The organism is Nocardioides ferulae, assembly GCF_003660455.1.
In the GTDB taxonomy this organism is placed as follows: domain Bacteria; phylum Actinomycetota; class Actinomycetes; order Propionibacteriales; family Nocardioidaceae; genus Nocardioides; species Nocardioides ferulae.
The window spans coordinates 207,489-227,873 of the sequence record NZ_QZVR01000008.1; the positions used below are offsets into that span (position 1 = coordinate 207,489).

At 68.2% G+C, this 20,385-nt stretch carries 17 protein-coding genes and 1 pseudogene; 5 read left to right on the forward strand and 13 right to left on the reverse strand.

Annotation, left to right across the window (positions count from 1 at the left end):
* The first annotated feature begins 270 nt into the window (after positions 1-270).
* Positions 271-825, forward strand: coding sequence for a DUF3152 domain-containing protein (locus tag D6B71_RS12420; protein ID WP_240641367.1), 555 nt, complete (start codon positions 271-273; stop codon positions 823-825).
* 52 nt (positions 826-877) lie between these two features.
* Here D6B71_RS12420 and D6B71_RS12425 read toward each other — a convergent pair whose 3' ends face one another.
* Together D6B71_RS12425 and D6B71_RS12430 are read right to left on the reverse strand one after the other, a co-directional pair.
* Complete coding sequence (locus D6B71_RS12425) at positions 878-1,834, reverse strand: M56 family metallopeptidase (RefSeq protein WP_121255469.1); 957 nt, start codon at positions 1,832-1,834, stop codon at positions 878-880.
* 4 nt (positions 1,835-1,838) lie between these two features.
* Entirely contained in the window at positions 1,839-2,231 is a 393-nt protein-coding gene (locus tag D6B71_RS12430) for a BlaI/MecI/CopY family transcriptional regulator (protein WP_121255471.1), read from the reverse strand.
* A 115-nt stretch (positions 2,232-2,346) separates the two neighbouring features.
* Between D6B71_RS12430 and lnt the strand changes: the two are divergent.
* Positions 2,347-3,870, forward strand: a pseudogene (gene lnt, locus D6B71_RS23485) (apolipoprotein N-acyltransferase); the annotation flags it as partial.
* An 81-nt stretch (positions 3,871-3,951) separates the two neighbouring features.
* Here the strand turns inward: lnt and D6B71_RS12440 are convergent.
* Both D6B71_RS12440 and D6B71_RS12445 read right to left on the reverse strand, forming a co-directional pair.
* Complete coding sequence (locus tag D6B71_RS12440; protein WP_121255475.1) at positions 3,952-6,072, reverse strand: bifunctional copper resistance protein CopD/cytochrome c oxidase assembly protein; 2,121 nt, start codon at positions 6,070-6,072, stop codon at positions 3,952-3,954.
* Positions 6,050-6,901: a copper resistance CopC family protein gene (locus D6B71_RS12445; RefSeq protein ID WP_126688260.1), complete on the reverse strand. Its 852-nt coding sequence runs from the start codon at positions 6,899-6,901 to the stop codon at positions 6,050-6,052. The genes D6B71_RS12440 and D6B71_RS12445 overlap by 23 nt, the downstream gene beginning before the upstream one ends.
* Positions 6,902-6,976: 75 nt before the next feature.
* On the opposite strand from D6B71_RS12445, the gene D6B71_RS12450 reads away from it, so the two are divergent.
* Positions 6,977-7,915 carry a cation diffusion facilitator family transporter gene (locus D6B71_RS12450; RefSeq protein WP_121255479.1) on the forward strand — a complete coding sequence of 313 codons (939 nt, stop codon included), beginning with the start codon at positions 6,977-6,979 and terminating at the stop codon, positions 7,913-7,915.
* Positions 7,916-7,967: 52 nt separating this feature from the next.
* Here D6B71_RS12450 and D6B71_RS12455 read toward each other — a convergent pair whose 3' ends face one another.
* The 3 genes from D6B71_RS12455 to resB all read right to left on the reverse strand — a co-directional run bounded on the left by D6B71_RS12455 (position 7,968) and on the right by resB (position 10,918).
* Entirely contained in the window at positions 7,968-8,255 is a 288-nt protein-coding gene (locus tag D6B71_RS12455) for a hypothetical protein (protein ID WP_121255481.1), read from the reverse strand.
* A 72-nt stretch (positions 8,256-8,327) separates the two neighbouring features.
* Entirely contained in the window at positions 8,328-9,356 is a 1,029-nt protein-coding gene (gene ccsB / locus D6B71_RS12460) for a c-type cytochrome biogenesis protein CcsB (RefSeq protein ID WP_121255483.1), read from the reverse strand.
* Entirely contained in the window at positions 9,353-10,918 is a 1,566-nt protein-coding gene (gene resB / locus D6B71_RS12465; RefSeq protein ID WP_121255485.1) for a cytochrome c biogenesis protein ResB, read from the reverse strand. The genes ccsB and resB overlap by 4 nt, the downstream gene beginning before the upstream one ends.
* A 429-nt stretch (positions 10,919-11,347) precedes the next feature.
* On the opposite strand from resB, the gene cmtR reads away from it, so the two are divergent.
* Positions 11,348-11,707, forward strand: coding sequence for a Cd(II)/Pb(II)-sensing metalloregulatory transcriptional regulator CmtR (cmtR, locus tag D6B71_RS12470; RefSeq protein WP_121255486.1), 360 nt, complete (start codon positions 11,348-11,350; stop codon positions 11,705-11,707).
* The gene (locus D6B71_RS12475) at positions 11,704-12,300 is read left to right on the forward strand and encodes a cadmium resistance transporter (RefSeq protein WP_110208617.1); all 597 of its coding nucleotides are present in this window, start codon (positions 11,704-11,706) and stop codon (positions 12,298-12,300) included. The genes cmtR and D6B71_RS12475 overlap by 4 nt, the downstream gene beginning before the upstream one ends.
* Before the next feature lie 76 nt (positions 12,301-12,376).
* Here D6B71_RS12475 and D6B71_RS12480 read toward each other — a convergent pair whose 3' ends face one another.
* The 6 genes from D6B71_RS12480 to D6B71_RS12505 all read right to left on the reverse strand — a co-directional run bounded on the left by D6B71_RS12480 (position 12,377) and on the right by D6B71_RS12505 (position 20,213).
* The gene (locus tag D6B71_RS12480; RefSeq protein ID WP_240641369.1) at positions 12,377-14,608 is read right to left on the reverse strand and encodes a hypothetical protein; all 2,232 of its coding nucleotides are present in this window, start codon (positions 14,606-14,608) and stop codon (positions 12,377-12,379) included.
* Between the two features lie 11 nt (positions 14,609-14,619).
* Positions 14,620-14,979, reverse strand: a complete 360-nt coding sequence (locus D6B71_RS12485; protein WP_110208616.1) for a helix-turn-helix domain-containing protein — start codon at positions 14,977-14,979, stop codon at positions 14,620-14,622.
* Entirely contained in the window at positions 14,976-16,076 is a 1,101-nt protein-coding gene (locus D6B71_RS12490; RefSeq protein ID WP_240641370.1) for a tyrosine-type recombinase/integrase, read from the reverse strand. The genes D6B71_RS12485 and D6B71_RS12490 overlap by 4 nt, the downstream gene beginning before the upstream one ends.
* Positions 16,077-16,288: 212 nt before the next feature.
* Positions 16,289-17,185, reverse strand: coding sequence for an SH3 domain-containing protein (locus D6B71_RS12495; protein ID WP_126688261.1), 897 nt, complete (start codon positions 17,183-17,185; stop codon positions 16,289-16,291).
* 632 nt (positions 17,186-17,817) lie between these two features.
* Positions 17,818-18,819: a cytochrome d ubiquinol oxidase subunit II gene (locus D6B71_RS12500; protein ID WP_121255492.1), complete on the reverse strand. Its 1,002-nt coding sequence runs from the start codon at positions 18,817-18,819 to the stop codon at positions 17,818-17,820.
* Positions 18,816-20,213 carry a cytochrome ubiquinol oxidase subunit I gene (locus tag D6B71_RS12505; RefSeq protein WP_121255494.1) on the reverse strand — a complete coding sequence of 466 codons (1,398 nt, stop codon included), beginning with the start codon at positions 20,211-20,213 and terminating at the stop codon, positions 18,816-18,818. The genes D6B71_RS12500 and D6B71_RS12505 overlap by 4 nt, the downstream gene beginning before the upstream one ends.
* Positions 20,214-20,385 lie beyond the last annotated feature (172 nt).

The following is a 20,385-nucleotide window of genomic DNA, read 5'->3' on the forward strand; positions in this document are numbered from 1 at the left end:
TCGGCTCGACGTGCAATCGTCGTCTCCGCGCTGGTGGCGATGGTGCTGGGTGGTACAACTGCGGCGGTCAGTGGCGGGCTCGGACGGCCGCAGTCCACGGCGGCGAGGACGCCTCCCCCGGAGGCGCCGCCCATGCTCGACGAGCCAGCCGCGCAACCGGCTCCGACGCCTGGGCCGCCCGCGTCGAGACCGAAGATGCGGGCGAGGGACAGAGCCGAGCGGGACCGCACCGGGCGCGCGCCAGCCGGATCGCGGTCGACACGTGACGCGATGGGGCAGGCGGGGGTGAGGATCCCGGCTGGCGGGTCCGGCAAGTTCGTCGTGACCGCGCCCCCAGGCAACAGCGCCGACCACGCTGCCGGGGCCGGGGAGCTGACCTACACGGTGGAGATCGAGGAAGGTCTCCCGTTCGCCCCGACGGGGACCGCGCGCACGATCGACCGCATCCTGGACGATGACCGGGGCTGGGCGACGGTGGCCGGCCGCACGTTCCACCAGGTCGCCGAGGCTGGTGAGCTGCGGATGCTGATCGCCACACCGGAAACCACGGATGTGCTCTGTGCGCCGCTGAGGACGAACGGCGAGGTCTCCTGCCGCAACGGGGACCTGGTCGTGCTCAACGCCCGGCGGTGGGCCTTCGGCACGGACGACTACCAGGATGCGGTGCCGATGTACCGCACGTACCTGGTCAATCACGAGGTCGGGCACGCCATCGGGTACGCCCACGCCGACTGTCCCGGACCGGGCGAGCGGGCGCCGGTGATGCAGCAACAGACCTACGGGCTGGACGGCTGTCGGCGCAACCCCTGGCCGAATGTCGGCTGAGAGCCAACGACGCGCGCCCAGCCACGGACGGAGCGACCAGTCGGCTGGGGGCTCAACCGAGGATGGTGGTGCAGCCGGTGATGATCATCTCGACTATCGGGGACATCGCCAACGCGACCGGCGTCGCCAGCAGGATGGCCGTGACCAGGGCGACCGCGAGGCTTTGGCGGCGCTTCCACGGCTTCCACGGTCCCGCGGCGGCCGCGAGCCGCTCCACCCGGGCCACGGCGGCCACGTTGCCGGCGCCGAGTCCGGGCTCGGGCACCCCTGCGGCAAGGCCGGAGCCGAGTGTCACCAGGGCCCGGGCGAGCCCATGGCGGTCGTGGGCGGCGTCGTCGGCCTGCATTTCGATCAAGGTGGACACCTGCTCGTGTGCCACTCGGAAGACCGCCACAGGGCCTAGCGCGCGGCGCAGTACGTCGGCGAGCGCGAGGGCCAGGTCGTGACGTGACCGTAGGTGGGATCGCTCGTGGGCGAGCACGAGTTCCAGCTCGTGCGGGTCCAGCACCTCGAGGGCGGCGCTGGTGACCACGACTCGCTTGCGCAGTCCTGGGAGGCAGTAGACCAGTGGCTTGGGATGCTTGACGATCACGAACCCGTCGGGGTGCTCGGTGCCGAGTACGCGCAGCAGGGTCAGCTGGGTGTGGCGGCCGCGGGCGGCGTTGACCACGGTCGAGGTGGTCAGCCAAAGCATCCGGATGGCGAGCCCCGCCGCGGCCAGAGCGGCGAGGTAGGCGACCCAGGTGCCCGCTGGGGTCTGGTAGTGCTCGATGACCTCGGCCGGGGTGGTGCGGCATAGCCGGGCGATGACCTCGGCGAGGGGTGTGAGCGGTGCGGCGAGGGTGAGGCCGACGAGCGCGATCGCGGCGACGACCGAGATCGTCAGTGCCTGCCAGGCCAGAATGCCCCAGCCGGGAGCTCGCTGCACCCAGGCCGCGCCGAGAAGGAGCCGCGGGCCCAGGGCAGCGGCCAATGCGACGAAGACGAGGAGGACGGCGGGGGCAAGCACACGCTCACTCCTTCTCGCCTGGATCACGTGACTGATTGCCGCGCTTTCTGAACTTCGCTAGGGCGGTGCGAACTTGGACCTGTTCTTCTGAGGAGAGCTGCTCGACGAAGTTGAGCAGCGCGGCGCCACGGTCGGCGGTCTGGGCGAGGACGTCTTCGAGCATGCTCGCGGTGTGGTCCTCCTGGGACATGACCGCGGTATAGACATAGGCACGGCCTTGCTTCTGCCGGTGTACGAGCCCCTTGCGGTGCAGGTTGTCGAGCACGGTCATCACCGTGGTGTAGGCGATCTTGCGCTCCCGCTGGAGATCGTCGACGACCTCGCGCACCGAGGCTGGGCGATCCCAGTCCCATAGTCGATGCATGACAGCCGCTTCGAGTTGTCCCATCTGCTTCATCCGACCTCCGCACCTCCGCACTCATCAACGGCCTACTATGCTGCATCGTAGATCGGTTGGTTCGTCGCGCGTCTCATTGCTGCTCTTCTGGCTCCAGTTCCGTCCTCAGGGTCCCATGTCCTCCAACTCTCCCGCACCTTCCGGTCGGACCGGGGCCCCTCGCGCCGCGACCCGCACCGGGCCTGCTGGAGACCGATACAGCCTCAGCGGCGAGCTCGGCGGGTGCAGCCCGATCGGTCGACGTGGCGGCCTCGTCAACGCGGTCGGTGCCGCCGGGGGAGGTCTGGTGGCTGCGCTGTGCTTTGAGCCGGTGGGCGCAGGCTGGCTCGCACCGGTCGCGATGGCGCTGCTGTGGGCCAGCGTGGCCCGCGCGCCGCTGAGGTTCGCGGCCTTCTCGGGGCTGTGCTTCGGTCTGGCCTTCATGCTCGTGCTGTTGTGGTGGTTGGAGGACTCGATCGGCTGGGCGGCCTGGCTGGGCCTTGCCGGCGCCCTGGCGGTGAGTGTCGCCGTGGCCAGCGTCGGGGTGCGTGCGGTGGCGTCGCTCCCGGCCGGGCCGGTGTGGGCCGGTGCGGTGTGGATCGGTGTCGAGTCGTTGCGCAGCGGCTGGCCGCTGGGAGGTATGCCGTGGGGCCGGCTCGGATTCACCGCCATCGACACCCCGTGGCAGCCGCTCCTCCCCTACACCGGGATCACCGGCACCGGGCTTCTCATCGCAATCGGAGGCTTCACATTTTCCCACGCCTGCAGCGTCTTCCTGCGCCGCACTTCATCGCTGCGTCGCACCGCGGCCGCCGGAATGCTGGCGGGCGTATGCGCGGCCGTTCTCGCGGGGGCGATCTGGCCCTACCACGTGCCGGCCGCCGCGACGACCACAGTGGCCGCGGTCCAAGGCGGCGTGCCCGGCGATGGCCGGGATCTGGCTGGCCATCACCGGGCGGTCACCAGCAACCACGTCGAGGCGACCGCCGCGCTCGCCGACAGCCTCACCTCCAAGCAGAGGGAGTCGCTTGTGTTGGTGGTGTGGCCGGAGAACGCTACCGCCGTCGATCCGGTCCGCGACCCCGTTGCGCGCGCGGCCATCGAGGAGGCCGTGGCCGCCATCGGCGTTCCCGTCCTGGTCGGGGGGATCTTCGATGGCCCGACCGCTGAGACGGCCTACAACCGCGGACTGCTCTGGCGACCCGACCGCGGACCCAAGCTCGGTGGGAGCGGGGTGTACACGAAGACGCATCCGGTGCCCTTCGGGGAGCACATTCCGTGGCGGTCGGTGATCGGTGGCTGGTCGTCGCGATTCGACCGCATCCCACGTGACATGCTTCCCGGCCAAGGCGAGGGACCGCTGTCGGTGTACGGGCTACTGGTAGCGGACGCGATCTGCTTCGACGTCGCCTACGACGACGTCCTTCCCGGCCAGGTCGCTCGCGGTGGACAGATCGCGGTGGTGCAGACCAGCAACGCCACCTTCACCGGAACCATCCAGCCCGAGCAGCAGTTCGAGATCACTCGGGCTCGGGCAGTTGAGCTCGGGCGGACGGTCGTGGTGGCCTCGACCAACGGTGTCTCCGGGGTCATCGCCGGCGACGGCGAAGTGACCCAACGTGCAACGGGGGAGGAGACCGCGACGCTCGTTGCCGAGGTTGAGCTCGCCGACCGGGTGACCCCAGCGGTGCGTTCCCAGTCGATGCGGTCGGCGGCCATTCCCGCGGTCGCGGTGGTGGGGCTACTCCTGGCGTTCGCCCGTGGACTCCGGCGCCGGGGGAGGGGCAGGGTCCCGACTCGGTTCGAGCGATCCGTCGAGCTTCCCAAGGCGGCTGAGGTAGGCGTTGTAGTCGGCGAGTACCTGCCCTCCGGTGCGGGCCTCGGAGCGGTCGAACCGACGTCGCTCGCGCCGGTCGGAGGCGACCCATCGGACGATGAGGGCTCCGGCGAGGATCGCGAGCGGGTAGTCACCCAACGCCCATCCCAGTGATGCGCCGAATTGCTGATCGTCGAGTAGGGAGGCTCCCCAGGGCCGCTGGAGAGCTGAGAACCAGTCCGGCGCGAGCACTTGGTCCGAGGACATGAGCGAGACCGAGAAGAGTGCATGAAAGCCGAACGTCACCATTAGCAGCACCACACGGAGCGGGAACATAGGTCGGTGGATTCCCGGGTCGATGCCGACCAGGCAGTTCGCCAGTAGGAAGCCGGTAAGGAGGAAGTGGGCCACCATGGCCACGTGCATGGTGTGAGACTCCAGCGACAGTTCGAACAGGCCGCTGTAGTAGAAGACGGCCAGGCTCACTACAAACATCCCGGCCGTCACTACCGGGAGGGTCAGGAGGTGGGTCAGGAACGATCGAAGTGCCTCCTGGAGCCACTCTCTGGGGCCTAGGGAGCCGTCGGTACGGCGGGGCAGTGCCCGTAGCGCGAGTGTGATCGGTGCGCCGAGGACCAGGAACGTGGGTGCGGCGGTCGCGATGGTCATGTGCTGGACCATGTGCATGCTGAACAGCACCCGTCCGTAGACCCCCGGGGAGCCGCTGGTGGCCCACACGACGAGCAGCCAGCCGAGCAGCCAAGCGATGGTGCGCAGCAGTGGCCATCCGTCACCCCGTGCCCGGAGCCGGAGCACCGCACTCAGGTACCAGGCGGTCATGGCCAGGGCGACCGTGAGCCAGATCAGGTCGGGCTTCCATTGGGTGAACCACTCACCGATGCCGAGCTCGGGGGGCAGGTCGGTGCCGAGGAGGGCCTGTGCGTTGCTGAGGGACGGGTCGGTCTCGGGGGTCGGTGGGTTGGTGCGGCTCAGCGCGACCCCGGCACCGGCGCCGGTCAGCAGCAGGACGACCTCGTAGAACGCAAGCCGGGCGAACGCACTCGAGGCGCCGGACTCGATGCGCCTGACGATGCGGGTCCGCTGCCACCAGCCGAGAGCGGCGACCGCGCTCAGTACCGCGACCTTGGCGGCGAGCATGGCCCCGTAGCTGGTGGTCAGTGCCCCTGCGCCGGGTAGGCGCAGGGCGGCACCGGAGATTCCGGAGAGCGCGACCAGCAGCAGGCACCAGCCCGCGAGCCGGGAGTAGCGGCGTACGACGGGTCCGAGGTTCTCGCCCAGGTGCCGGCGCACCACCAGTAGGCCGACCAGGCCACCGGTCCACACGGTCACGCCGACCAGGTGGAACAGCTGCAACTCCACCAGGCGGTTGTGATCCAGTGACCCGGTCGCATGTCCGCCGAGTGCCATAGGCCACACTCCGGCCAACGCCACCAGCGCGGCGAACCCCATCCCTTCTGGACGTCGAATCATCAGGCAGGCGGTGGCGAGCAGCGCCGCCAGAGCGGCGCCGGTGAGCAGGTAGCGGCCAGGGTCGAAGCTGGTGGCGAAGTACCACGCCTGGGACCAGAACCCCTCGCCGCCTACGGGCTCACCGGAGGCGTCGGCGTAGACGAAGATGAGCATCGCCAGGGTGCTCCATGCCCATGCCATCGCGGTCACGGCACCGACCTTGAGCAGCAGCCGCTGCGTCGACGACACGCGGCGCGACCCACCGCCGGACCCGGCGCTGGGTCCGGGGGCGGTGGGCAGGCAGGTGGCCGCGAGCACCACGACCCCGACCGCGACCGTCGCGCTGGCATCCCGTACCGCCTGCACTACTGGCAGGCTCCACCGTGTGAGGGACCCCGAGTCCGGCAGCCCCGGCAGGCTGGTGGCCGCCAGGCCGTCGGAGAGGAACAGCAGCCCCAGCGCGACACCCGGCGCGAGAGCCGTGAGCAGCAGCAGGCCGGCGGCGCGCCTAGTACCGCTGCCGATCACCGGGGAGCCGGTGACCGCGTGGTCATCAGGCGCGGTTCGGCTGGGCATCGTCGGGGTCTGGCTGATCGGGCTCTGATACGTCTGTCTCGGAGTTGGCCTCGACTGTTTCGGCGTCCGTCCGCGTGTCGGCCACCCCGTGGCCGGCTTCTGCGTCAGCCCTTCCGGTGGTGGTCTCGGCAGGCGTGCCGTCGATCGACTCGACGGGTGTCACCCGGGTGAACCGGGTCACCAAGAGCAGTGCGGCGAGCAGGAGCAGAAAGCCGCCAAGGAGCACGGGCGCCACAAGTCGCCACGATCCCGCGCCATCGCCCTCTCGCGCGTCGCTGGTCTGGTCGCCACCCCCTGATGCCGCACCATCGGCTGGCTCAGAGGACGCGTTCTCCTCCGACCCTCGGGCATCGGCGGGGTCGTCGCTTGATGCGTTGCCCTCTGTGTCCTCGGGGTCCTCGGGGTCCTCGGTGGCCGCGTTCGCGCGAGGGCGCACGGTGAACGACAGCGTCCCTTGGACGGGGTGCCCGTCGGCGGACGTGACCCGGTAGGCGACCTCCCAGGCGCCGCCAGTCATGCCTTCGCCGGGGAGGTCGGCCACCAGGGTGGTCGGTTCCGAGCCCGCCGTCACGGGCAGCTCCGCCGCGTCCTGGTCAGGCGTGGTGAGGGCGACTTTCGAGAGCCGTGGCTCCATCGGCTCGTTGAACCGCAGCGTCACCTGATCCGGGGCCTCGCGCAGCGTCGAGTCGGCGGCGGGGTCCGAGCCGACCAGGTCGGTGTGGGCCGCTGCGGGTGGGGCGGGCATGGCGAAGACGAGGACCGACGCGACCATCGAAACCAGCAAGCCACTTAGCAGGGCAAGGCTCGGGTGCACGGGCTTGACGGTCAAGGGGAATCTCCAGCCGTTCACGGACAACTACTATGCTCCATCGTAGACAGCGGTCGACTAGGAGGGCACATCGGGATGGGTGTCGGTCACGGGCATGGGCATGGGCATGGACCTCAGCATGGGGGCCAGCTCACGGGACACGCGGGCGCGCGGTACCGGTGGCGGCTAGCGGTCTCCTTCGGACTCATCGCAATGTTCTTCGTCGTCGAGCTTGTCGCGGGCATCATCAGCGGCTCCCTCGCGCTGATCTCCGACGCTGGCCATATGGCCGCCGACGTCGTCGCCCTGGGGGCCGCGCTCGTGGCGACCAAGATCGCCACCCGCACCGACGACACCGGCCGCCGCACCTACGGCTCCTACCGAGCCGAGGTTTTCGCCTCCGGGCTCGCCGTTCTGCTGATGCTCGGCGTCGCCGCCTACGTCGTCATCGAGGCGATTGGTCGCCTGGGCACCAACCCCGAGGTTGACACCGGCGCCATGCTAATCGTCGGCCTTCTCGGCCTCCTGGTGAACCTGGCCGCACTGGTCCTGCTGCGCGCCGGAGCGAAGGACTCGCTCAACGTCAAGGGCGCCTACCTGGAGGTCGTCGCCGACACCGCCGGCAGCATCGGGGTTCTTGCCGCAGCCGGTCTCGTCGCCGCCACCGGCGAGGGGTACTGGGACACCGCTGTCGCGTTCGCGATCGGCGCCTTCGTGGCGGTGCGCGCGGTCATGCTCGGCCGCCAGGTCCTCGCGGTGCTCGGGCAGCACGCGCCCGCTGGCCTGGACATCGACGCGGTCGCGGACTCCTTGGCCTCGGTGCCCGGGGTGAAGGACGTGCACGACCTGCACGCCTGGACCCTCACCTCGGGGATGAATGTTGCCACCGCCCATCTGGTCCTCCACGACAACGCTCAAGGGCAACCCGCATTGGTGGCCGCACAGACGATCCTGCGGAATGACTACCTCATCGAGCACGCCACCTTGCAGGTCGAGGAGAAGCGCACCGCCAACTGCGACGAAGTGACCTGGTAGCTGCGCGCATCAGTTGATGGCTGCGGGCGAGGACCGCGGGTCGACTGGTGTCTCAGTGCGTGTCGCCGTACATCCCGCCGCACTCTCCATCGCCCTCGGGATCGACGATGGGGCCATGCTCGGCGGGCGGATCTGCAGACCGATCTTGGGGCGTGGCTTCAGGCTGATCCCCGGGTTCGTTCTGGGCTGCCGCTGTCGCGCAGGATGAGTCCTGCTCGCGGGCAGCGGCGAGTCCGTCGGGCACCCGGTTCTCGGTCAACCAGAACACCAGTGTCCCGACACCCACGCAGACGGCGACGGGGATGCCGACGAATATGGCGATGATCTCCCACCAGCTCATGGCTGCCCTCTGTCACCGTGGGGCATCTGATCACGAGGTGCCGCTGACAGCGGCGGTCCGGTCACGACCGGGTCACACTCCGGCGTAGGAGTGCAGGCCGGAGATCCACATGTTGACCCCGACGAAGTTGAACAGGAACGCCGCGTAGCCGAGGAGGCTAAACCATGCTGCGCGGGTTCCGCGCCATCCGGCCGTGGACTGGGCGTGGAGGTAGGCGGCGTACAACACCCAGGTGATGAACGCCCACGTCTCTTTGGGGTCCCAGCCCCAGTAGCGGCCCCAGGCGGCCTCGGCCCATACCGCGCCCGCGATGACGGCGAAGGTCCAGATCGGGAAGGCGAACACGATCAGCCCGTAGGAGACTCGCTCCAGCGTCTCCGACCTCAACCCAGTACCAGTCCCGCGGCTGGTTGCGTCAATGCCCGATGTGGAGTCGTTGGCGCGTTCGCGGCGCCGCTGGATCAGGAACGCTCCCGAGGCGAGGGCGGCGATGGTGAACACGCCGCCGGCGACGATGGCCGCAGCCACGTGGATGACCATCCAGTAGGAGTTGAGGACGGGGATCAGCGCATCAACCGGCGTGTAGAGAACGGTGACGGCGAGCCCGAGGCACACTAGGACCAGTCCGGCAACTCCGATCCCGAGACCCTCAATCCGGTGGCGCCGCGATCCGACGACGAATGCGGTGGCGATGGCAGCGGCGCCGACCATGGCGAATTCGTACATGTTTCCCCACGGCGCCCGCCCCGCGGCGACCCCTCGTGCTACCACGGCCGCGATGTTCACGCCGCAGGCGATGGTGAGAAGTCGCCCCGCTATCAGCGCGGTCCGGCTGAGGTCGCTGCGGTCGCTGCGGTCGAGCAACGAGTTCACGTCGGGGGCCGCCACGTCTTCGGGCGGTCCATCTGGGTCTACGGCGACGGGGGAGTCGACGGGATTCGCCGACCCGGTCACCGCGGCGGGTGTGGTGGAGCGAGTTCGGGCGCCGAACCGGGCGCCAGTGCGGGCCTTGGCCAGATCGGCGGCGTACACCGTGAAGGCCACCGCATAGATGCCGATGGCGAGGGCCACTAGGTTGTCGGAGAGCGCGGCGATGTTCACGAGAGACTCCTCACGGCCTCGGGATCGAGGTCGGGGGCGAGGTCGGGGGCGAGGTCGGGGGCGAGGCGGTTCAGGGTCTGCATGAGCTTGTCTGTGTCCTCGCTCGGTGCGGATCTGCGAGTGAGGGACCGCGTGGCGGTCTCCACCTGGACGCCCTCCCGGTCGGGGTATTGGGTGACGCGGACCCAGACCCGTCGACGGCGGACGGTGAGGGAGACGGTGAGACCGATCAGCAGGAGGACAGCTGCGGCCAGGGCAATCTCCTTGCCCGGGTCGTAGGCGACCTGGAAGTTGCCGAACCGGGCGACGCCGTCGAAGGTGACCGACCCGGCACCGTCGGGCAACCGCATGGTCTCGCCGATCCGCAGGCTCTGACTCTCAATTTCGGTCAGACTGGTCTTGTCGAGGCTGTAGACCGACTGCGGCACTCCGGTGTCCATGCTCAGGTCGCCGGAGTAGGCCACCAGGTCCAGACGGGGTGCGAGCAGTCCGGGGAACTGCGAGACATCGCCGCCCATTGGCGTGCCGGTGGGCAGGAACAGACCTTCGAAACCCAGCTGGGTCGGTTTCGCGTTCGGCACCTTGATGACGCCGTCGCTGGTCAGTGAACCGTCGGAGGGAAGGAAGATGACCGGCCCGGAGAACACGGTCTCGTCCTTGCCGTCGCGGACTGTCACCCTGGGGGCGTACCCGTGACCGCTGAGGAACAGCTTGGTGCCATCGACGTCCAGCGGCTGGTTCGGCGCGATGCTGGTGGAGGCTTCCGCGCCGTCCTCAGTGCGGTAGGTGACCTGTGCGTCGAACTTCCGGGGTTCGCCTGTTCGTGGCCCGGTTGGCGCGAAGGCCGTTTCGAGTTCCTCCAAGGTCATCGAGAATGGGGTCAGTCCGTCGACGTCGGCCAACGACGCCGGTGTGAACGCGTCGTAGGAGGAGGCCACGTTCGTGAAGGTGTCGCCCTCGGCGAGCGCGACCCGACCCTCGAAGCCGAACAGCTTCCCGCCAGCCACGCCGACCAGCAGGACCAGCAGCGAGAGGTGGAAGGCCAGGTTTCCTATCTCCCGCGCATAGCCCTTCTCCGCGCGAACCTCCGCCCGTGCTTTCGCCTGGCCGGGCACTGCCTCACCCGTCTCACCTGTCGTGCAGGGCGCGTCGGGCTCGCTGTCGACGACGACGCGATAGCCGCGGCCGCGCAGGGTGGCCGCGGCCTGTGCGACCACGACGCCTGCCGGGGCGTCGAGCGAGGTTTCGCGGTGGTGTTCGAACCGGTCCAGCCGCGGTGGGGCCTTCGGTGGCTCGGCCCGCGCCTCCCGCCACAGCCGCACGCAGCGGGGGAGGACGCAGCCGGTCATCGAGACCAGCAACAGACCGTACGTGGCGGCGAACCAGGGCGAGGCGTAGACCTCGAACAGCCCCAACCGGTCCAGCCATGGCGAGATCCTCGGGTGCTCGGCCATGAACTGCGGCACCGCCGCCGGATCGGTGGCGACGTTGCGTTGCGGCAGCACCGATCCCGGGATCGCCGCGAATGCGAGGAGTCCGAGCAGAGCCACGGCGGTGCGCATCGAGGTCAGCTCACGCCAAGCCCACCGACCCCACCCCCACGAGGGCAATGGCCGGGCGCCCCGGTCCGCCACGTCCGCCGTCACCACCACCCCTACCGCGTTTCGTCAGAACACCATCTACTAGACGCAATAGTAGACACACGTCGCGCTTGCCGCCGCAGCGGCGTGCCCTCACGCCTACCCACGGATGGACGGGCTGGAGAACCCTTGGAGCTGACTCCGGTTCTCCTCGGGCCCCGTCTCCATCACGACCCGGTGAGCGCGGTTGCTCCGGGGAATACCGGCGACGTCGGATGATCGAATCGACGGAGTAGCACTACCAGGGCGCTCGGCTCCCCCGCCGAAATATGGAGTACGTGCGACAAGTCTGCGTTCATGAGGCAGCGCCCAGCGAGCTAATGGTTCAGCAGTGGCTGTATTATTCAGCATGTGCTGACTGTTGCTACGCGTTTGGACGTGATGAACCGGTTGGGTCGGGCGATGGCGGACCCGACCCGTTCTCGCCTTCTTATGGCTCTGCTGGAGCGGCCCGCCTATCCCGCTGAGTTGGCGCGCGAGCTCGGTCTGACCCGGTCGAACGTGTCGAATCATCTGGCGTGCCTGCGGGACTGCGGCATCGTGGTGGCTGAACCGGAGGGTCGGCAGACGCGGTATGTCATTGCCGATCCGCATCTGGCTCGGGCCCTTACTGCGTTGGTTGAGGTCACTCTCGCGGTCGATGAGAGTGCACCTTGTATCGACCCGACCTGCTCCCTACCCGAGTGCGGAAACGGAGAGGCAGGCGCGTGATCCTGTCCTCCGCGCTGCAGGCGATTGGCCTGTTCATCGCTACGAACATCGACGACATCATCGTGCTCTCGCTGTTCTTCGCCCGAGGAGCCGGCCGCAGTGGGACCACGGCCCGGATCCTGGTCGGTCAGTACCTGGGGTTCGCTGGCATCTTGGCCGCAGCAGTGCTCGTGTCGTTGGGCGCAGGAGCCTTCTTGCCCGAGGAAGCCATTCCCTACTTCGGCCTGATCCCCTTGCTGCTGGGCCTGTGGGCAGCGTGGCAAGTCTGGCGATCCGGCGACGATGACGACGACGCGAAGATCGCCGGCAAGCCGGTGGCTGCTTGGACGGTGGCTGCCGTGACGTTCGCCAACGGTGGGGACAACATCGGGGTCTACGTGCCGGTCTTCCTCAGCGTGGGCGTCGCTGCCACGGTTGCGTTCTGCATTGTCTTCCTCGTCCTTGTGGCAGCTCTGGTCATGCTGGCCAAGTTCGTTGCGACTCGACCCGGGATCGACGAGGTCCTCGAACGCTGGGAGCATGTGCTGTTCCCCCTCGTCTTGGTCGGACTCGGCATCGTCATCCTTTACACCGGCGGAGCGTTCGGTCTCTGACAGAACGACAACGAGTCGAGTCGCCGGCCTCTGGCGCTGCTGCTGTGTAGCGTGCCAGCGGCGTGTTGGACATGCCTCAGTCGTTGTGACGCGGCCTGGTGGAGTTCTTCCGGACTGCGGCGTAGGTGGTCCAGTTGCCGCCGGCGTGCTCGGTCCACTTCGTGGCGGCGCCGGCGCTGATTCCGATGAGGCTGGCGAACACGGCGGGTGGGACGCTCGAGGCGAGGTGGAGCATGGCGGTGTTGCGGCTGGCGCGGGTGGTGATGCCGAGCCGATTGAGTCGCCCCATCAGGGACGTGGGGTGTTGGTGTTGGCCGGCGTTCTTGCCGGGGAACAGCCAGCGGGGGTCGGCCAGGGTCCGGGCGGCGCCGAAGGGCTTGGCGATCGGGAGCGCGGTCACGAGCGCGTCCAGCGGGGGGATGAGGAGCAACGGCTCGGTGCCGAGTCGGAGGTAGGTGCCGTCCTCGGCTGTGTTGATGTCGTGGACCGTGAGCGCCACGATCTTGGCGAGTGGTTGTGCGTAGAGCAGTACGAGGCAGGCAGCGACGCGGTCCTCGACGCTGGCGGAGTGTTCGTCGTGGAGCATCCGTCGGACCAGGGCCCAGTGTTCGTCGGGGTTGGCGTGGGTTCGTGGCCCGGCCTTTGGGACTGGACCAGGCAGGGCCACGTCACCGACGTGGCCGTTGTCGCGTAGCCATCGGACGAAGCGGATTCCTTTGTCGGGCTGCTTGGTGAGCCAGGCGTCGATGTCGGCTTGAGTGCAGTCGCCGATGATGCGGTTGCGGTCGGCGAGGTGAGCGATGAAGCGTTGTGCGGCTCGGATCTCCTGGCGGCAGCGGTCGGCTGCGCCGTGGCCGAGCTGTCCATGACGGTCAACTTGGACTCTGGCGATCACGTGCCAGCGGGCGTATCGGCTCAGATTCTGGCGGTCCTGGGCGTAAGACACCTCGGCGATGATTCGGGCAGCGAAGCGGTGCAGCCTGGCGAGGTTCTCGTCGCGTGCAGGCAGGGCGCCTGTTGCAACGAGGACCGCGCGGAGGTAGTTGACCGAGAACCGGTTGCCTTCGGCGTCGAGCAGCTCGTGGGTGAGATCGGTGTGCTCGCGGGCCAGTTTGGCGAGGAGGCTGAGGCTTCCGATGCGATTCCAGTTGCTCAGGATCGATCGAGGTCGGGGGCCGGCGACGAGTACGTCGCGCACGTCTTTGAGCCCATCGGGAATGCTGCGATCAGCCGCGGCGAGGAGTTGGTCGATGCGTTCGGTGGCTTGGCAGGCGAAGCACCAGGGTTGTCCCTCCTTGGTGGTGCGGCGGCCGAGAGCGTGCTGCCCGCAGACCGAGCAGTCGATCATCGGCGCCTGGTAGCAAGTGGGGCAGACGTCGGTGCTGGTGCCGGTCGCTTTCAGTGCGACCCGGCGGGCGCGCCCGCAGATGCCACATTCGCGTTTGGGGTGCCGGTAGCAACGGATGCACACGTCCTTGCCAGTGGCGGTGCGTCCACCGGCGCGGGCGTTGAGCGGGCCGACGGCACCGCACTCGTGGCAGACGTCGGTGCTGGTGCGGCTCTTGGCGTAACAGGTGGTGCAGACGGCGCTGCCGTCGGCAGCGCGTGCGTTGACACGCCGATCCTGCCCACAGACGGAGCAAGGCTCGGTCGGCGACCGTCTGCTTTGGCAGCCCCGGCAGTAGTCGAGGCTGTCTGCCGTCGAACGTTTCAGGAGGCGCAACTGTCCGCAGCCTGCGCAGGCTTCCGGTTGCCGGGCGTGGTCGTGGCATCGGGGGCAGAGGGGGCTGCCGTCGCTGGTGCGTACCTTGATGCGCTGGTTTTCTCGACCGCAGCCCGAGCAGGTCGCGACGCGGAGCCGGCTGTAGCAGGTGGTGCAGATCCGCTGGCCGTCGTCGTGGGTGTGGAACAGGGGCCGTGGCCGGTGGCAGAGCGCGCAGCTGGGAGCGGCCAGGCCGGCGATACCGGCGTCGATGGCGGCGTAGAGGAACTCGCCGACGAGCTTCGGCATAGACGACCCGCCGGAGGTCAGGACGGCCGGGTGATTGGCGAGGTGGCCGAGCAGCAGGGTGTGTGCGTGGGCGGCGGGTGCGACCTGGGCCAGCAGATCCTCGACTTGGTCAGGAGTGACCGTCTGGTCAAGCTCGACGATCAGCCTGGCGACGGTAGCGAGTTGTGCGCTCCGGTTGGCGGCGAGTTTCTCGGCCGCGCGACGTTTCTCGTGACATCGGCAGAGCAGTACCCCAGGCGCTCGGCCACTGCGTGCCCGGCCGCAGTCGGAGCAAGGCTGCGCTTCCGGGCGTGGCACAGGCCCACCGCTCAGTCGTTGTCGGTGGGCGTGATGGTGGCTCGGCGCGGCCTGGTCTTGCTTGTCGTGTCGCGAGTGGTCGGCTGCGCGGCAGTGGCGGTCTTCCGTCCACGCCTCGACGTCGCAACGACGTAGGGCTCAATGAGGTCGTTGGGCGTGCACCCGAAGATGTCGCACAGCGCTGCCAGCAGGCGCATGTTGAGCCGCTCGGGTTCGCCGGTGACGATCCGGTAGACCTGCGTCGAGGTCATCACCACGCTGCGATCGGCCAGAAGGGGCACCAGATCGGTGGTGTTGTGGAGGCCGTGGTCGCTCATCACCTTGCGCAGGTGCCAGCGGTAGGCCACGGTTTTCGTCGTCGGGTTCGTCATCGCGGGGTACCTCCTTGATCGGTCGGACTGGTCGGTGGCGCGAATGCTTCGTCGAGGGCGTGTCGCAGCACGCGGTTGCGGTAATCACCGGAGACGCCGGTGTAGAGCGCGGTGGTCGAGCCCCAACGGTGGCCGGCCTGTTGTTGGACGAAGAGCGGGTCGAAGCCGTCCTCGATCAAATGGGTCACGTAGGAGTGCCGCAGACAGTGCGGGTGCAGCACCGGGTCCAGGCCGAGGTCGTCGCGCCAGTCGGCGAACCGGTCATCGATGTGGGCCAGCCGGATACGTCCCTGGCGTTCGGTCGGCCACAGCACCGCCGAGTCCGCCAATTCGAACCGTGGCAGGACATCGGTGACGTACTCCTCCAGGACAGGTCGGGTCCACTCGAACACCGTCAGCACCGCTCGCCGGCGAGGCTGGGAGCCGCGGCTGGCCTTGCCCCAGCGGACGTTGCAGACGCCGTAGCGGCCGAACTCGAGCGCCTTGGGGTTGCGGGTGAAGTCGTGGACGTCGAGCATCGCGGCTTCGCGTCGACGCAGCCCGTAGGCGTAGATGACCTTGAACAACGTCGCGTCCCGGAACAGCGTCAACCAGCCCTTGCGCTTGGACGACCGGGCGAAGTCGACATGATCATCGGCCAGGTCGAACAATGCCTGCACTTCGGCGCGGGTCAGCGGTCGCACCGGCGGGCGTGCTTCGTGGTCGGCGACGTGCACGGCGGTGTTCCACTCGTGACAGACCTGGACGGGATGGGTGCCGAACATCGCCATGCACTGATCGACCCAGCCGTAGCGCAAGTCGGTCACGTAGGAGCAGAACAGCGCTACCGCGTTCTGGTAGCCGCGAATCGTGGACACCGTCAGCGGGCGCGAACCTGACAACAGCTCGGAGGTCCATTCCTCGACGTCGCTCGCGGTCCACTCCCACGGCGGGGTGGAGCAGAAGCCGGCGAACCGGCGGACCTGCGACTCGCGAGTCCGGGTCGTCGTACGAGACAGCAACCGCGACGACTGCTGCGCCGCCCAGCCAGCCAGCATGTCGTCGAAGAGATGATCGGCCGGCCGCAGGACCGACACATTCCCCGGGCGCAACGCCACCACCGAGCCGGGAACGCCGACGCCGTCAAGGACCATGCCAACAACGTTACATCAGATGTACGATTCCTGCATCTAATGTACGTCAGTCCGCAAACCTGCAGGTCAACGGGGGTGCGGGCGCCCGGAGGACGCATTGTCGATTCACGCTTAACGCCAGATTGGCGCTTACATCTACCGCACGAATCGTGCGTTAGATGTAACTTCCGACATTATCAGTAGGTCGTCACATGGACGTGGTCATAGTGATTCGCGGTCACCGATCCGCGATCCTCCATCGCGCGCCAACCCTCTGAAGAGCGCTCCACCGACCAGATCCGCTGGGCGTGAATCACGTAGCTGACCCCGAACTCGGAGTAATACTCCCGGAGAAACTCCGCGACCTGCCAGGCGCGGTCGCCGGCAACCATGATGTCCATAGCGATCCCCTGCGCATGCTCACCGTCGGCGCGCAGCGTGCCGTAGGTCACGATCTCGGGAAAGTTCGCGCAGACGGCCTGGTGGATCGTCCGGATGTTCGAGCTGACGCCGGAGGGGACAGAGGTCCCGTTCGTGCACTGACCGCCGAGGCTAGGCCCAGGTTCAGGCTTCTCCTCGCTGAGATAGCCCGAAGTGACCCACCGGGCCGCACCGTCCAGCACGATCTCCTGTCGGCCGAGCATCTCGCGGCCGGTGACGGGCACCTTCTTACCTGCATCGAGGACACCGAGCTGCTCGGCCTGCTTGTCCGGGCGGGTCCAGATGTTGAGCTCGGTGGTGGTCCACCGTTGGGTTTCGGCATTCCGGATTGCCGCTGCGACCGCATTTGGCAGCAGGACCTCGTCGACCGGGCTCAACTGACGCGCAGCAGCGGCCTTCAGCTCACGCGCGGGAGACCCCGCTGGCCGGCCAGCGTCGCCGCGCCTGATACCGCCACGCGAAACGACCGGGCGGCGGTCAAGGACGCTGCCCGCGGCCGACTGGTCGACGGCGAGGATGTCGGACGGGGGATCGGATCCAACAACTCCGATCGTCACCCCTGCGCCGGTTGCGAGAACCGCGAGTGGTGCCGCGATGAGTGCTGCCGAAGGCTTGCGTCGGGCGGTTTCCCGCTTGTGGCTATGAGTCGCCACGCGCTGATTCCTTACTGTCGCTGTCATGGTCGATGCGCTGGTTCCCCCGGTGAGGAGGCCGGGCATGACGAGTGATGCAAGCACGCCGGCCAGCGGATTCTGAAATCCTCACTACTATCCGGGGTAGGACACCTGTTCGGACATGTGAATCGGGATCGGCGGCGGAGCTGCTCCGCGCTAGCGCACGATGGCCGCGGTGCGGGCACGCAGCTGGATCGGGCTGAGGTCGTCGGCGGCTCCGTTTAGCCTCTGCGCGACCCGTTGTGCTCCGTGAGCAGCGTGGGCCGAACGCGAACCTCCACGCGCGTAGGCACCACGGGTGCCGGACGGTCGCGTTCCTCGTAGGCGCGATCGGGGTTTGCGACCCCCGAAGTGCCGATACACATGGAGAACTCATCCGGAGTGCTCACGAAAGGAGCACCGAGATGGAACATGATGAAGATGCCGGGCGGCGGCCACCCCGATGCCATCGACGAAGATCGTGCGATTGGCATCGAGAAGAAGCGCGAGACCGCCCAGCACGGACCGAGATCGAGACCATGAACGACCTCCTCTCGTCCGGACCGCCGTCGATAAGGTGGACGGGTGACGACACCAATTGGCCGCCCGTCCTGACCCTGCAGAGGTTCTCATCAGTGTCGTAACCACCGCTCGGACTGGGTGAGGTAGAGCAGGTAGGACAGTGCCGGCAGCACGATCACCACCGCCAGGCCGACGGCGACCAGCAGCGCCTGCAGCGTCGCGTCGGCACCGGCGGCGTCGACGATGGTGACCTCGTCGACCAGCAGCCACGGGTACTGGCCGGCCCCCCAGCCCAGGGTCACAGTGGCGACCGCGGCCGCCACGGCGAACCGGGCGACGGAGTACCGCCGCGTCCAGATCAGCACGAGTGCGCTGGCTCCGGCGAGCGCCGACAGCACCATGAGTGGCAGCGCCCGACCTGTGAGACCGTCGAAGAGCGTGGGTGCGTCCTGTTTGATCGGCACCAGCGCGGCGAACACCAACGCGCCGGTGAGCGCGCCCACACCCAGCGTGCGCACGCGCAGCATCTCGGCTAGCCCGCGGTGCCCGGATCGGGCGGCGTCGGCGACGAGAAACGAACCGGCCAGGTACGCACAGCTGCCGCCCGCGATCAGGCCGCCGAACAGCGAGGTCGGGTTCACCCACGACGAGAGCAGGTCGCCGCCGCCGTCGGCAGGAACTCGGCCGGAGGCGATTGCACCGGCTACGCAGCCCAGGAAGAAGGGCGTGATTAGTGAGGAACCGGCGAACACGATGCCGAAGAGTTGGGCTTGGCCGAGGGTGGCGGAGTACTTTCGGAACGCGAAGGACGCCCCGCGCAGCACGATGCCCATAAGAGCGAGCATCAACGGCAACCAGAGCGTCGACATGGCCGCGGCGAACGTTCCGGGGAACGCCGTCCACCAGGTGACCAGCACATAGATCAGCCAGACGTGGTTAGCCTCCCACACCGGTCCGATGCTGTGGTCGATCAGCGTGCGAACCTCCGCACCGCGGCGGGCGCCGCCGGCGGTGGCGTCGAAGAAACCGGAGCCGAAGTCCGCGCCACCGAAGATCGAGTAGACGACGACACCGGCGAACAGCGCGGCGGCCACCGCAATCTCCAGCGTCACCGGGACGGCTCCTGCACGCCCTCGGCGGACTCGGGGCCATAGGGACTGGGTAGATCGAGCTCGCCGGCGCGCCAGCGTCGCGCCATGGACCGGAGTACGACGTAGGCGCCGACCGTCATGCCGAGGTACACCACCGCGGTCCCGGCCAAGCTCCACCAGATCCACGGGTTGTCGGTTACAGCGTCCTCGGTGCGCAACACCTGCCAGACCACCCACGGCTGACGGCCGACCTCGGTGGCGATCCAGCCAGCCTCGAGGGCGATCATCGCTAGCGGACCAGCGGCCACGGCGTATCGCAGGAACCAGCGACTTTCCAGGAGGTCGCGGCCGCGCCATCGCACGAACCAGAACAGCAGCACGGACAGGGCGAGCAGCGAGCCGATGCCGACCATGGACTGGAACGCCCAGTGCGTGATGTTGAGCGGCGGCCGCTCGTCCTCCGGCACCTCGTCCAGGCCGGGCACCGGCTTGTTGAAGCTGTTGCGTGCGATCAGCGAGCCGATCTTGGGGATGTCGATGCTGTAGCGGACCTCGCCGTCGATCATGATCCCGCCCAGGCGCAGCGGCGCCGGTTGCTCGGTGGTCTCGGCCAGTTCGAACGCGGCGAGCTTGGCCGGCTGGCTCTCCGCGACCCGCAGGCCGAGCACGTGGCCGACCAGCGGCTGGGCCAGCGCGGCGACGGTGGCGAAGACGAAAGGCACCACGAACCCGAGCCGGTGGTGGCGGTCGCGGCGGCCGCGCAGCATGCCAGCGGCGTACACCCCGGCGACGGTGAAGCCGACGACCACGAAGGCGCCGACCCACATGTGGGCGAACATCAGCCACACGCCGTCGTTGAACATTGCGGCCCAAGGGTCGACGTCGACCACCTCGCCTGCCGCGTTGAGCCGGAAGCCGGTTGGGTTGTTCATCCAGGCGTTGACCGCGATTACGCAGAACGTGCCGATCACGCCGGCGCAGGCCATCGGGACCAGCATCAGCAGGTGGATCCGCGGAGGCATCCGGCCCCAGCCGTAGAGGTAGATGCCGAGGAAAATCGCCTCGACGAAGAACGCCAGCCCCTCGAACGCGAACGGCAGACCGAGCACGTCGCCGTACCTGCCCATCAGGCCCGGCCACAGCAGACCCATCTCGAAGCTGAGCACGGTCCCGGACACCGCGCCGATCGCGAACAGCACGGCGGAGACCTTCGACCACCGCTTGGCAAGCTCGAGTGCCACCGCGTCACCGCGGAAGACACCGCGCCAGTGGACGATGAAGATCATCGACGGGAAAGCCACGCCGAAGCAGGCCAAGATGATGTGCCAGCCCAGCGACAGCGCCATCTGGTTACGCGCGGGCAGTAGACCGGACGGCGTGTCAGACAACAGGACTTGCAGTGCCTCAAGGGTCATGGGTTCTCCTCAGTGAAGCCAGCACAGGAACGCATCCGGTAGCGATTCAACGATCGTGCCGTCCGATCTCGCCGGTCTGCTGGGAATGCGTAGCTTTCGCGGACATGGTCGCCGCCTTTGCGCCGGCATCAGGCGCCCGAAGTTTCGGCCCCTTGCCGGCGAAAGCCTGATC

Coding starts and splice junctions, on each gene's coding strand:
- D6B71_RS12440 (WP_121255475.1), bottom strand. CDS start 6,072: ATGCCCAGCCGAACCGCGCCTGATGACCACGCGGTCACCGGCTCCCCG.
- D6B71_RS12455 (WP_121255481.1), bottom strand. CDS start 8,255: ATGAGCTGGTGGGAGATCATCGCCATATTCGTCGGCATCCCCGTCGCC.
- D6B71_RS12420 (WP_240641367.1), top strand. CDS start 271: ATGGGGCAGGCGGGGGTGAGGATCCCGGCTGGCGGGTCCGGCAAGTTC.
- resB (WP_121255485.1), bottom strand. CDS start 10,918: ATGCGCACCGCCGTGGCTCTGCTCGGACTCCTCGCATTCGCGGCGATC.
- D6B71_RS12505 (WP_121255494.1), bottom strand. CDS start 20,213: ATGACCCTTGAGGCACTGCAAGTCCTGTTGTCTGACACGCCGTCCGGT.
- D6B71_RS12430 (WP_121255471.1), bottom strand. CDS start 2,231: ATGAAGCAGATGGGACAACTCGAAGCGGCTGTCATGCATCGACTATGG.
- D6B71_RS12485 (WP_110208616.1), bottom strand. CDS start 14,979: ATGACGAACCCGACGACGAAAACCGTGGCCTACCGCTGGCACCTGCGC.
- D6B71_RS12450 (WP_121255479.1), top strand. CDS start 6,977: ATGGGTGTCGGTCACGGGCATGGGCATGGGCATGGACCTCAGCATGGG.